This is a genomic window from Bradyrhizobium cosmicum (assembly GCF_032290525.1).
Taxonomy (GTDB): domain Bacteria; phylum Pseudomonadota; class Alphaproteobacteria; order Rhizobiales; family Xanthobacteraceae; genus Bradyrhizobium; species Bradyrhizobium cosmicum_A.
The window spans coordinates 95,545-108,235 of the sequence record NZ_JASXTA010000002.1; the positions used below are offsets into that span (position 1 = coordinate 95,545).

A 12,691-nucleotide genomic window follows, 5' to 3' on the forward strand; every position below is an offset into this window, starting at 1 on the left:
CCGCCATGGAGGAGGTCAAGCACGAACTGGTGATCATCCGCAGGCGCAGCGCCTTCGCCGAGGAGGCGCATCACGGCGGCGTCTGGAAGATCGCCTATGCGGACTTCATGACCGCGATGATGGCGTTCTTCCTGGTGATGTGGCTGCTCAATGCGCTCAACCAGGACCAGAAGCAGGTGGTCGCGAGCTATTTCAACCCGATCAAGCTCGCGGAGAATGCGCCCGCCCCGAAGGGACTCAAGGATCTCACCAAGAAGGAGCCGACGCAGTTCGAAGGCCAGGATGGCAAGCGCCAGCCGGCGGGGCCGAACGAAGAGCGTCGCGGCGACTCGCCGACGGCGGAGAAGCCTGCCTCCTACGAAGAGAAGGTCCTGTTCCGCGACCCCTATGCGACGCTCGCCGAGATCGCGAACAGCGCGAACCAGGCCTCGGGCCAGCGTCGCGCCGGCGCTCTGACGTCGGCCGAAGAGGACGGCCTCAAGGGAGGCGACGCATACCGGGATCCCTTCGATCCCGGCTATTGGAAGCTGGCGCCGCAGACGTCCAAGGACGCAGACCGGTTCATTGACAGTGAGCCAAAACCGAATGCATCCGCGCGCGATAGCGCCTCCGGAACAGGCCAGGGCGAGCCGCAGGCGCGCCGTGCGAAGCAGGACGATGCCGGCGGAAGCGTGGCTCCGAACGCGGATGCGCCGTCTGCAAGCCTGTCGCCCCTGCTGCCGCCGGGGCCCGCGCCCTCGCAGGCGTCACGCGATGGCAGTGCCCAGGCGAATACGCAGCCAGGCGCCCAGGCGAACGCCGCAGCACAGCCGCGTCCTGACGATGCAGCGAAGACCTCCGAATCGCGCGATGCGGCGCAAACCCAGCAGCTGACTGTCAAGCAGCTTCAGTCCGCGATCGCGGATGCGCTATCGGACATCAAGGCCGGTGCGGGGCCGGTGGCCGAGATACGCCAAGTCGAGGAAGGCCTTCTGGTCAGCCTGACCGACGATGCGAGCTTCGGCATGTTCGCGGTCGGCTCAGCCGAGCCGCGGCCCGAACTGATCCGCGCGATCGACAAGATCGGGCCGCTGCTGATGAAGCGCCAGGGCATGATCATCGTGCGGGGTCACACCGACAATCGGCCGTACAAGTCGGAGACCTACGACAATTGGCGGCTATCGACCGCCAGAGCCCAGATGGCCTATTACATGCTTGTTCGGTCCGGCGTCGATGCGCGCCGGATCGAGCAAGTCGCGGGGTACGCCGATCGGCGGCCGAAACTTCCGAACGATCCCGCGGCCGCACAGAACCGCCGGATCGAGATTCTGATCCGGGAGAAGCGCCCTTGACCAGGCCGCTCCTCTGCGCCGCGCTGCTGATGCTGCTGCCGCTCTCAACGCTACGCGTGTCTGCCGATCCGGCATCGTCCCCGGCACCGGGCGAGCCATATGAGCTCGTGCGCACATTGCAGGCCGTGCAGGACGACATTGCCCGTGGCGACACGGCGGCGCATGGCAGTCACGTCGCGCTGATCAGGCAGGTCGGCGAGAAATTTCTCGCCGCCGATGCGGGTGTGTGGAGCAACGCACAGAACGGCCAGGCGGTGGTCATCTATCTTCTCAGCGGCGGTGGGCCGCAGATCGTCCGAAAGCTCCCACGCGAGAAGCTGAACGTCGACGAGCGGCTGTTCAACGGTGCTCTGGCCTATGTCGAGGGACGTCAGGACGAAGCGCGCGAACTGCTCAAGGATGTCAAGCCGCGCTCGCTTCCATCCGGCCTCGGCGGACAGGTCGCGCTGGTCCAGGGTGCGCTGTTCGCGCGCGCCGAGGCATCGCTTGCGATCGAGCGCCTGGACGACGCGCGCCTGCTCCTGCCGGGCACGCTGGTCGAGGAAGCGGCGCTGCGGCGCGAGATCCTGCTGGTCGGGCAGGCCGAGGATTTCGACAAGTTCGAATTCCTGACGCTGGCCTATATCCGTCACTACCGCAATTCGGTCTATGCCGGAGATTTCTGGCAGCGCTTCTCCTCCGGCCTGACGCAATCGAGCCTTGCACTCGACGAGCGCCGCTTTGCGCGGATCACCACTCTGCTCGAGCAGATCGATCGCGCGAGCCGCCTCAAGCTATATCTCGTGATCGCGCGCACCGCGATGATGCAGGGACGGATGGCCGTAACCCGGCTTGCCGGCGAGCGCGCCCTGACACTCAGCGCCGATGCCTCGGCGGATCGCGAGCGGGCGCATTTCTTCCGCGGCGTCTCGCGGGCACTCACCGACGAGTATGACGGCGGTGTCGCCGAGTTGAAGGCACTCGACCGGTCGAAGCTGCCCGAGCGCGATGTTCCGCTGCTGAATGCCACGCTGCAGCTCGCGCTCGATGTCCGCAAGCCGTTCGCAGGCGGATCTGCCGCCGCAGCCGACAAGCCGCCGGTCACGCCGGCGCGCCTCGATCTCGCGTCGTCGACCGCGACGCTCGCACGCGCGCAGAAGCAGCTCGGCGAACTCGAACTCCTCACCAGGGAACGCCGTCCATGACGAAGCTCAGTGGAACCAACGGACAGGTATTTTCGGGCCTCGCCGAAAGCCTCAGCATGCGCGGCACGTCACGCTCCGGCAAAACCGGCGGGACGAAATCGCCGGTGGATTCCTCGTTCAACGATCTGCTGCACACGGTTTCGAACCTCGCGAAGCGGGCGCTCACCGATGAAGCAAGCGATGCGGGCGTGAAGGCCGGATCGTTGCGGACGCGCCTGGCACAGCCGGCGGGGAAGGACAAGACCAAGGACGAGACGGAACGCACCGAGGCAGCCGACGCGTCCAAGCCCAGTCACAAATCGCCCGACCAGACCACGGACGAATCGTCGGAGACGCAAACTCCGGTCGACCATGGCGCGCGCGCGGACGTTTCGGATCGACCAAGCATTCCGACGATCGTCGCACAGCAATTCGCCGCCGTGCCCGCCGAGAAGTCGCAGATTCTATCGCCGGCGGGCGGCAACAAGGACGCGCCCGCGCGTGATGAGCGTTCGTCCACGGCAAAGCGTGAGGTCCAGGCCACAGGCACCGCAAAGACCGCTACCGCCGAGCCCGCGCCATCCGTATCCGCTCCGACAGGCACGCGCCCACAGGCTGCGACAACCGCGCAGCAAGACGGTGACGCAGCCTCGAAGGCCATGCCCGCAACACCGGCTTTCGAGGCCATCACGGCCAATGTCGAACGCGCTGTCAAAGCCTCGGCGCGGGACGTACTGCCCGAGGCGACCAAGGTCACCGTGGTCCAGCAGGAAACCCATCTGCCGCCGGCGCAGTTCAGCGCCACGCAGCAGGTCGCCAACGCAGTCGTCGCCGAGCTGAAGGAGACCCCGGCCCCGACGGCGTCCATGGCCCCCGATCTTGCGACGTCGCAGACCAGCGCGCCCGAACCGCTCAAGATCCTGACCATCAACCTCGAGCCGCCGGCACTCGGCAATGTCACCGTGCGGCTTCGTCTCGTCGGGTCGGAGGTCTCCGTTCATCTCGCGGCCGAGCGCAAGGACACCAGCCAGATGCTGGACCAGCAGCGCGATTCGATCCGCGATCTCATGCAGTCTGCGGGCTATGTCGCCGAGGTTGCACCTGTCCAGCACGGCTCGCTGGATGGATTCCAGAGCGGCTCCGGCCAGTCACAGTCGCAGCTCGCGGGTCAGCAGCAGCCATCGTCGCAGTCGCAAGGCGCGTTCGACGGCGCCGGGAGGTCATCGGGGCAATCGGACGGCGATGCGAAGCAGGCCCGGCAGGAGCGCCAGTCCAATCAGGAGATGCGTCATGACCAGGACGTGGGGCCGCAGACTCGCCGCGGCCCTGTTTATCTGTAGCGCGGGCGTCGCGGAGGCGGCCACCGACAACGCGCGCCCCTGCGAGCGCGAGATGGCGCGTGCGTCCCGGCAACATGGGATTCCGCTCGGCATCCTCTATGCGGTCGGCCTCACCGAGACCGGGCGCCGCGGCGCGCTCTATCCTTACGCGCTCGGCGCCGATGGCCAGACCGTGTTCGCCAAGGACATGAACGACGCGATCGCGAACTTCGAGACGATCCGAGCCAAGGGCATCAAGCTGATCGACCTCGGCTGCATGCAGATCAACCATCATTATCACGGCGACAAGTTCGCTTCGGTACGCGCGATGTTCGATCCCGCCAAGAACGTCGACTACGCCGCCCGCTTCCTGAAGGAGCTGAAACAACGCGAGGGCAGCTGGACCATGGCGGTCGCCCGCTACAACGCAGGACCCAACAACCAGCCGGCGCAGAAACGCTACGTCTGTCACATCGTCGCTCATCTCGTCTCCAGCGGCTTCGGCGCTTGGACCGACAAGGCGCGATCGTTCTGTCAGCCGAAGACGAGCTGACGACATGAAGTTGTGCATGGTTCCCGATCATCAGCCCCGCGCAAGCAAGATCCATCATTGTAGTTGCAACCTACCACAGGAGCCCAATCCATGAGCCTCTACGGCATTATGCGTACCGGTGTTTCCGGCATGGCCGCGCAGTCAAACAAGCTGTCGACGGTCTCGGACAACATCGCGAACGTCAACACAACCGGTTACAAGCGGGCTTCGACCGAATTCTCCTCGCTGATCCTCAAGAGCGGCTCGGGCAATTACGATTCCGGCGCCGTCGAGACGACCGTCCGCTACGCGATCAGCGACGCCGGACATACGCAGTTCACCACCTCGACCACGGACCTCGCTGTCCAGGGCAATGGCTTCTTCGTGGTCTCGAACGCGGCCAACACACAGCAATATCTGACGCGCGCCGGCTCGTTCGTGCCTGACAGCCAGGGTAATCTGGTCAACGCCGCCGGCTACTACCTTCTGGGACAGCCCGGCCTCGTGACCAATTTCTCGCAGAACAGCCTGGCCGGCATGCAGATCGTCAACATCGCCCAGGTCTCGCAAGTGCCCGTGCCGTCGACGGCGGGGACGCTCACGACCGGCAATCTGGATCCGACGGCGGCTGTCATTGCCGGTCCGCCGGGTCCGGCGTCCTATTCATCGAAAAGCTCGATCGTGGCCTACAACAATATCGGCCAGGCCGTGACGCTCGATGTCTATATGTCCCACACCGCGACGGCCGCCGGCTTGGACACCTGGCAGGTTCAGGTCTATGACGCCGCGACGAGTACGTCGCTTGCTCCTGCCACCACGTTCACCTTCGACACCACGGCGGCCGGCAAGGGCACGCTGGCTGCGGCGAGCCCGACGGGCCTCACCGTCAACGTCCCCGGCGGTGCGGCGCTGACGATGGACCTGTCGAACATGACGCAGGTCGGCTCCGAATTCAGCTTCAAGGCGGCCGTCAACGGCAGCGTTCCCGCGGCCATCGACAAGGTCGATGTCGACGAGGCGGGCCATGTGACCGCCGTCCTCAAGAACGGCCAGCAACTGACCCTCTACACGATCATGCTTGCCGACGTCGCGAGCCCCGACAATCTGACGCCAGAGCCGGGTAACGTCTATTCGACCAACGCGAATTCCGGCAACGCGCAGGCCGGCAATGCCGGCGCCGGCGGGCTCGGCACGGTCCAGAACGGCGCGCTGGAAGATTCCAACGTCGATCTGGCGGATGAGCTCACCGGGATGATCGAGGCGCAGCGCGGCTTCACTGCAAACTCGAAATCGTTCCAGACTGGCGCCGACCTGCTCGACGTCGTCGTCAACCTGAAGCGCTGAATCCTTCGGCGCTCATTCCGGGCCAGAGCAAATCATGTCCCTTACCGCTGCTCTCGACTCCGCCCGCGCATCGCTCATGGCGTCGGGCATCCAGTCGTCGACGATCTCGCGCAACATCGCCGGTGCCAGCGCCACCGGCTATTCCCGCAAGATCGCCGTGCTGGACAATTTGCCCAATGCCGGCGTCTATGTCGCTGCGATCCAGCGCGCCGCCAGTTCGGGTCTCTACGACAACGTCCTGGTCGCGGCCTCTTCGTCGGCCAAGCAGGGCGCGATTTATGATGGTCTGCAGAAGATCGCGGCGGCCACGGTCGACGATCCCGAGCTCGGCCAGTCGCCGACGGCGCAGCTCAATGCGCTGAAGCAGGCGCTCCAGCAATATGCCAACGCCCCTGACAACACCACGCTCGCGCAGGCCGCGGTGACGTCCGCCAAGGACATGGCGACCGGGCTTAACCAGGCAACCAAGACCGTGCAGTCCGTTCGCGAGGGAGCGGACGCCGATATGGCGACCTCGGTCACCAACATCAATCAACTGCTGGCCCAATTCGACAAAGTCAACAACGCGATCGTGAGAGGGACGATCTCCGGCGACGATGTCACCGACTATCTCGACCAGCGCGACAGCATCGTCTCGAAGCTGTCGCAGGAGCTCGGCGTCTCGATGACGATCCGCGCCAACGGCGATGCTGCGCTCTACACCGACAGCGGCGTCGTGCTGTTCGACAAGACGGCGCGCCCGGTCAGCTTTGCGGCAACCAACGTGTACACGGCCGGCACCACGGGCAATGCGGTCTATATCGACGGTGTACCGGTCACCGGCGCCAATTCAGTCATGCCGCTGAAATCGGGCAAGCTCGCAGGCCTCGCCCAGCTCCGTGACAAGGACACGGTCACTTATCAGAGTCAGCTAGACGAAGTCGCGCGCGGCCTGATCAACACCTTCAGGGAGAGTGATCAGTCCGCTGCAGCGCTGCCCGACGTTCCCGGTCTTTTCACCTATCCCGGCGCGCCGGCGATGCCGGCCAGCGCCACCGTTTCGGTCGGCCTTGCCGGCCTGATCAGTGTCGCTGCATCGGTCGATCCGGCTGAGGGTGGCAACCCGAATCTGCTGCGCGACGGCGCGATCAGCGGCAACGTCGCATACCGGTACAACACCGCCGGCAATGGCGGCTACTCGATCCGCCTGCAGCAGCTCATCGGCGGCATGGATGCATCGCAGCCGTTCGATGCAACCACGCAAGGCAAGCCGAGCGGCAGCCTGATCGACTTCGCGTCGTCGTCGACGAGCTGGATCGAGAATCTTCGCAAGACCGCGGACGACAATGTCAGCTACCAGAACACGCTGCTTGAGCGCAGCACCGCGGCGCTGTCCACCGTCAGCGGCGTCAACATGGACGATGAGATGGCTCTGATGCTCCAGGTCGAGCGCACCTATTCGGCGTCATCCAAGATCATCTCGACCGTCGACGAGATGTTGCAGAGCCTGCTCGCTGCTGTGGGGAATTAAGTCATGATGAGCGCGAACTACATCTCGACCCTGATGCTGTCTTCCACGTTGAGGTCCTCGATCACGAACAATCAGGCCGCGCTGTCCAGGGCTTCGAAGGAAGCCACCACCGGCCGCTTTGCCGATGTCGGCCTCCAGCTCGGCGCCACGACGGGAAGCGACCTCACCCTGCGGGCGGACCTGAGCTTCGCCGATCAGCTCGTCGATACCAACGCGCTCGTCTCGGGGCGCCTCGACATAACGCAGAGCCGGATCACCCAGCTCGGCTCGACCGCAACAAGCTTCCTCAAGGACCTCATCGCGGCCCGCAGTACCGACGGCGGCGGGCGGATCATCCTGCCGCCTGCGTCTTCCAATCTCCAGGATCTGATCGGCGCGCTGAACGTTTCCTACAACGGCTCGTATCTTTTCTCGGGCATCAACACGCAGAACACGCCGGTCACGGCTTACGCCGCGGGCTCGGCCAGCAAGAACCAGGTCGACGCCGATTTCCTCGCGACCTTCGGTTTCTCGCAATCCTCACCCAGTGTGAGCACCATTACCCCGGCCCAGATGCAAACCTTCCTCGACACCACCTTCGATGCCGAGTTCGCAAGCCCGGCCTGGAACACCAATTGGTCATCGGCCACCGATCAGGTCATGCAAAGCCGTATCTCCACGACCGAGGTCGCCGATACGTCCATCAGCGCCAACGAGCCCGCCTTCCGCAAGCTTGCCGAGGCCTACACCATGATGGCGGACCTCGGAAACGTGAATCTGGACCAGGCGACGTTCCAGGTGGTCGTGGACAAGGCCATCGGTCTTATCGGCAACGCCATCACTGATCTCGCTACGCTCGGCGGCAAGATGGGAACGGTGCAGCAGCGGGTTACGGGCGCCACCGAAAAGCTCAAGACCCAGCAGGACATTCTGAACAATCAGATCGTGAAGATGGAAGCCGTCGACGCGGCGGAAGCCTCCGTCCGCGTCAACACTTTGCAGACCCAGATCCAGACGGCACTTGCACTCACCTCGCAACTCCAGAAGATCAGCCTCATCAACTATCTCTGAACCTCGGCTCCGTCGTAAGGTTCGTAGCCCCTTATCTTGTTGTTCGGTCTCCTGCGCAGAGTGGTTCTGATGACGTTTGAAGCTTATGGAGCGGTTGTCGACGATAGCGGCTATGAGGCGCGGGGCCGCGAGCGGCAGGCGCTCAGTCTCGGCATCGACCGGCTCGAACGGCTGCAGAAGGCGCGCTTCAGTTTCGAGGACCTGGTCGAGAGCCTGCTCTACGTGCGGCGGCTCTGGACGATCTTTATCGAGGATCTCGCGCATCCGGAGAACGGGCTGCCTGAGAAGCTGCGCGCCGACATCATCTCGATCGGCCTGTGGGTCGTCAAGGAAGCCGATCGGCTTCGCGAGGAGAGGTCGAACGACGTGACGCAGCTCATCGAAATCAACCGCCTGATCCGAGACGCGCTTTAATGAAGATATCCTTGCGGGCCGGCGAACGGATCTACATTAACGGCGCGGTGCTGCGCGTGGACCGCAAGGTCTCCGTCGAGCTCGTCAATGACGTGATGTTCCTCCTCGAAGCGCAGATCATGCAGGCTGCCGACGCCACGACGGCGATGCGGCAGCTCTACTTCATCGTCCAACTCATGCTGATGAACCCGACGGACGTCGTCGCCGCGGCTGCGCTCTATGGTGGGCACCATGCGGCGTTGCTCGCGGTTTGTGAGAGCCGCGAGATGCTCGAGGGGCTCGCCGCGATCGACGAGCTCGTCAAAACGACGCGATATTTCGAGGCGCTCAAGCGGATCCGGGCGCTGTTTCCGGTGGAGCAGGCCATTCTGGCCGATCTGGCCGGCGCCACTGCCGAGATCCCATTCGAGGCTGCCTGACAGCGGAGAGGCTACATGAACGTCAACAGCGCGACCGACAGCACCAGCAAGTCCAGTTCGACCGGCTCAACCACGACCACGGCGAGCAACAGCGTCGACTACAACACGTTTCTTCAGCTTCTCGTCGCCGAGATGAAGAACCAGGATCCGACCAATCCGATGGACACCGCGCAATACATGAGCCAGTTTGCGCAGCTCTCGACGGTCGAGCAGGCCATGCAGACCAATTCGAAGCTGGATGCGCTGCTGTCGTCGCAGTCGCTGTCGCAGGCCAGCGGGCTGATCGGAAAGACCGTCAGCTTCACCGACGCGACCGGGGCCAGCTTCAGCGGCAAGGTCGCGTCGATCTCCATCAACAGCGACGGCTCCATCGCGACGCTCGAGAACGGCACGAAGGTCGCGGTCGGGCCCGGGCTCACGATCAGCCAGTCATGAACGAGAGAGACGCCCTCGACATCGTCCAGGCGGCGATCTGGACAATTATCGTCGCCTCCGGCCCCGCCGTTGGCGCCGCGATGCTTGTCGGTACCGCCATTGCGCTGATCCAGGCGCTGACCCAGGTCCAGGAGGTGACGCTGACCTTCGTGCCGAAGATCATCGTCATTCTCCTGGTCGTTGCCGTCTCGGGCTCCTTCATCGGTGCGCATCTCTCCACCTTCACCGAGATGGTCTATTCGCGGATCGAGCACGGCTTCTGATCCGCGAGGCTACCTGCCACCACCCTCGCGTAAGCTTTGCACGGCAGATTACGGGGCGGACCCTCTGCCGGTGACCCATGGCCGATACATTAGCTGCTAGCCTGCCGACCCCGCGACGATTGGGGGCCGACGCCTTTTTCGCAGGCGGTATCGTGGCCATGCTCACGATCCTGTTCCTGCCGATACCGCCGATCCTGATCGACCTCGGCCTTGCGTTTTCGATCGCGTTGTCGGCGCTGATCCTGATGGTTGCGCTGTGGATTCAGCGGCCGCTCGACTTTTCCGCCTTCCCGACCGTGCTGCTGATCGCCACGATCCTGCGGCTGGCGCTCAACGTTGCGACCACCCGTCTGATCCTGTCGCGGGGCGGAGAGGGCGAGCAAGCCGCGGGCCACGTCGTCGCCGGCTTCTCCAAATTCGTGATGGGCGGCGACTTCGTCATCGGTCTGATCATCTTCGCCATCCTGGTCACGGTGAATTTCGTCGTGATCACCAAGGGCGCGACGCGTATCGCCGAAGTCGGCGCCCGCTTCACCCTGGACGCCATCCCGGGCAAGCAGATGGCGATCGACGCCGATCTCTCCGCGGGTCTGATTGACGACAAGGAGGCCCAGCGCCGGCGCCGCGAGCTCGAAGAGGAAAGCGCGTTCTTCGGCGCCATGGACGGTGCCTCGAAATTCGTCCGCGGCGACGCCATCGCCGCCCTGATCATCACCGCGATCAATATCTTCGGCGGCATCATCATCGGCGTCACCCATCACGGCCTGACGCTGTCGCGCGCTGCCGACGTCTATACCAAGCTCTCCGTCGGCGACGGTCTGGTGTCGCAGATGCCGGCGCTGATCGTGTCGCTGTCGGCCGGCCTTCTGGTCTCCAAGGGCGGCACCAGGGGCTCGGCGGAACAGGCCGTGCTGCGGCAGCTCAGCGGCTATCCGCGCGCCGTGTCGGCTGCCGCGCTGATGATGTTCGTACTCGCGTTGATGCCCGGACTGCCGATGGCCCCCTTCATGCTGCTCGGCGGCGTCATGGCCTTCGTCGGCTACACGCTACCCAGGCAGCAGGCGGCGCGCGAGCGGAAGGAACATGCGCGCAAGGCCGACGAGCGCGCCCAGGTCGACGCCAAGGAATCCGTCAAGGAATCGCTCAAGACTGCCGAGATCGAAGTGGCGCTCGGCGGCCATCTTTCGGTGCATCTGCTGGGCTCGCGCACCGAGCTTGCCCATCGCGTGGCGAAGATCCGCAAGAAGTTCGCCAAGCAGTACGGCTTCGTCGTTCCGGAGATCAAGCTCAGCGACAATCTGTCGATCGATCCCAAGGGATACCAGATCCGGATTCACGATACGCGTGTCGCTCATGGCCAGCTGAGGCTCGGCGAGGTGCTGGTGCTCGTCGACAAGGACGGCAAGCCGGATGTGCCGGGCGAGGAGGTGATCGAACCCGCCTTCGGCATGAAGGCGCTGTGGGTCACGGAGGCCTTCACCGACGAAGTCAAGCGTCAGGGCTGCAAGCCGGTCGACAATCTGTCGGTGCTGCTCACGCATCTGAGCGAAGTGCTCAGGGCGAACCTGGCGCAGCTCCTGTCGTACAAGGACATGCGCGGGCTGCTCGATCGTCTCGATCCCGAATACAAGCGCCTGGTCGAGGATCTCTGCCCGTCTCAGATCTCCTATTCGGGCCTGCTGGCGATCCTGAAGATACTGCTCGCCGAGCGCGTGTCGATCCGCAACCTCCATCTGATCCTCGAGGCCATCGCCGAGATCGCACCCCATGTACGGCGCTCCGAGCAGGTGGCAGAGCACGTGCGGACGCGCCTTGCCCAGCAGATCTGCGGCGATCTCTCCGACAACGGGGTCCTGAACGTCATCCGCCTCGGCAATCGCTGGGACCTGGCGTTCCACCAGAGCCTGAAGCGCGACGGCAAGGGCGACGTGGTCGAATTCGATGCCGATCCGCGCCTGATCGAGCAGTTCGCGACCGAAGCCAGCGCGGCGATCCGCAAGTTCACCGAGAACGGCACCAGCGTGGTTCTGGCGGTGACCCCCGAAGCCCGTCCCTATGTCCGGATGATCCTGGAGCGCGTGTTCCCGACCTTGCCGATTTTGTCGCATGTCGAGGTCGCGCGCAGCGCCGAAATCAGGGCGCTCGGAGCCATATCGTGATCAATGGGCTCGCCGACAGCGTGCTGGTCACGTTCATCGTGTTCTGCCGCATCGGCGCCTGCCTGATGCTCGTGCCCGGCTATTCCAGCGTCAACGTCCCGGCCCAGGTCCGCCTGTTCGTCGCGCTCGTCACGACGTTTGCGCTGGCGCCGATCCTGGTCGCCGTCCTGAAGCCTCTCACCGACAACGCCGCACCGTTGACGCTCGCGCTGCTGATCTGCTCCGAGCTCGTGGTCGGCAGCGTCATCGGGCTCGGCGGGCGCGTGTTCTTCCTCGCGCTGCAGACCATGGCGACCGTGATGGCGAGCGCGATCGGGCTGAGCAACATCCCGGGAACGCCGGTCGGCGATACCGATCCGGCGCCGGCCCTGGTGCCGCTGATCATGGCGGCCGTCACCACGCTGTTCTTCATGACCGACCAGCACTGGCAGGTCCTGCGCGGGCTGATGAACTCCTACGACGTATGGCATCCCAGCAGCAGGCTCGGCGGCAGCATGGCGCTCGATCAGCTCGTCAGCCGGCTGTCGGAAGCGTTCGTGCTGACGCTGCGGATCACGAGCCCGTTCATCGTCTATTCGGTCATCGTCAATCTCGCGGTCGGCCTGATCAACAAGCTGACGCCGGCGATTCCGGTCTATTTCATCTCGGTGCCGTTCGTGCTGTTCGGCGGCTTCCTGCTGCTCTACCTCACCAGCGACGAGCTCCTGACGCAGTTCATGCTCGGTTTCTCGTCATGGTTGGCGGAGTGATCG

At 64.4% G+C, this 12,691-nt stretch carries 13 protein-coding genes; all 13 read left to right on the plus strand.

The window, feature by feature from the left end:
- Positions 1-5: 5 nt before the first annotated feature.
- Positions 6-1,331, plus strand: a complete 1,326-nt coding sequence (locus tag QSV46_RS04215; protein ID WP_314946853.1) for a MotB family protein — start codon at positions 6-8, stop codon at positions 1,329-1,331.
- The gene (locus QSV46_RS04220; RefSeq protein ID WP_314946855.1) at positions 1,328-2,515 is read left to right on the plus strand and encodes a chemotaxis protein; all 1,188 of its coding nucleotides are present in this window, start codon (positions 1,328-1,330) and stop codon (positions 2,513-2,515) included. Before QSV46_RS04215 ends, QSV46_RS04220 begins: the two co-directional genes overlap by 4 nt.
- On the plus strand, positions 2,512-3,834 hold the full coding sequence (locus QSV46_RS04225) for a flagellar hook-length control protein FliK (RefSeq protein WP_314946858.1): 1,323 nt from the start codon (positions 2,512-2,514) through the stop codon (positions 3,832-3,834). The genes QSV46_RS04220 and QSV46_RS04225 overlap by 4 nt, the downstream gene beginning before the upstream one ends.
- The gene (locus tag QSV46_RS04230) at positions 3,785-4,366 is read left to right on the plus strand and encodes a transglycosylase SLT domain-containing protein (RefSeq protein ID WP_314946860.1); all 582 of its coding nucleotides are present in this window, start codon (positions 3,785-3,787) and stop codon (positions 4,364-4,366) included. Before QSV46_RS04225 ends, QSV46_RS04230 begins: the two co-directional genes overlap by 50 nt.
- Before the next feature lie 90 nt (positions 4,367-4,456).
- Positions 4,457-5,689 (plus strand): flagellar hook protein FlgE, encoded by a 1,233-nt coding sequence (locus QSV46_RS04235; protein WP_314946862.1) that lies wholly within the window; start codon positions 4,457-4,459, stop codon positions 5,687-5,689.
- 34 nt (positions 5,690-5,723) lie between these two features.
- Positions 5,724-7,199: a flagellar hook-associated protein FlgK gene (flgK, locus tag QSV46_RS04240; protein ID WP_314946864.1), complete on the plus strand. Its 1,476-nt coding sequence runs from the start codon at positions 5,724-5,726 to the stop codon at positions 7,197-7,199.
- 3 nt (positions 7,200-7,202) lie between these two features.
- Complete coding sequence (locus QSV46_RS04245) at positions 7,203-8,249, plus strand: flagellar hook-associated family protein (protein ID WP_314946866.1); 1,047 nt, start codon at positions 7,203-7,205, stop codon at positions 8,247-8,249.
- 69 nt (positions 8,250-8,318) lie between these two features.
- Positions 8,319-8,663: a flagellar biosynthesis regulator FlaF gene (flaF, locus tag QSV46_RS04250; protein WP_314946868.1), complete on the plus strand. Its 345-nt coding sequence runs from the start codon at positions 8,319-8,321 to the stop codon at positions 8,661-8,663.
- Positions 8,663-9,082, plus strand: coding sequence for a flagellar biosynthesis repressor FlbT (gene flbT, locus QSV46_RS04255; protein WP_314946871.1), 420 nt, complete (start codon positions 8,663-8,665; stop codon positions 9,080-9,082). The genes flaF and flbT overlap by 1 nt, the downstream gene beginning before the upstream one ends.
- 15 nt (positions 9,083-9,097) lie before the next feature.
- On the plus strand, positions 9,098-9,517 hold the full coding sequence (gene flgD / locus QSV46_RS04260) for a flagellar hook assembly protein FlgD (protein WP_314946873.1): 420 nt from the start codon (positions 9,098-9,100) through the stop codon (positions 9,515-9,517).
- Entirely contained in the window at positions 9,514-9,780 is a 267-nt protein-coding gene (gene fliQ, locus QSV46_RS04265) for a flagellar biosynthesis protein FliQ (protein WP_014492683.1), read from the plus strand. The genes flgD and fliQ overlap by 4 nt, the downstream gene beginning before the upstream one ends.
- Before the next feature lie 77 nt (positions 9,781-9,857).
- A complete protein-coding gene (flhA, locus tag QSV46_RS04270; protein WP_314946891.1) occupies positions 9,858-11,939 on the plus strand; it encodes a flagellar biosynthesis protein FlhA in 2,082 nt (693 codons plus the stop codon).
- Positions 11,936-12,688 carry a flagellar biosynthesis protein FliR gene (fliR, locus tag QSV46_RS04275; protein ID WP_314946894.1) on the plus strand — a complete coding sequence of 251 codons (753 nt, stop codon included), beginning with the start codon at positions 11,936-11,938 and terminating at the stop codon, positions 12,686-12,688. The genes flhA and fliR overlap by 4 nt, the downstream gene beginning before the upstream one ends.
- Positions 12,689-12,691 lie beyond the last annotated feature (3 nt).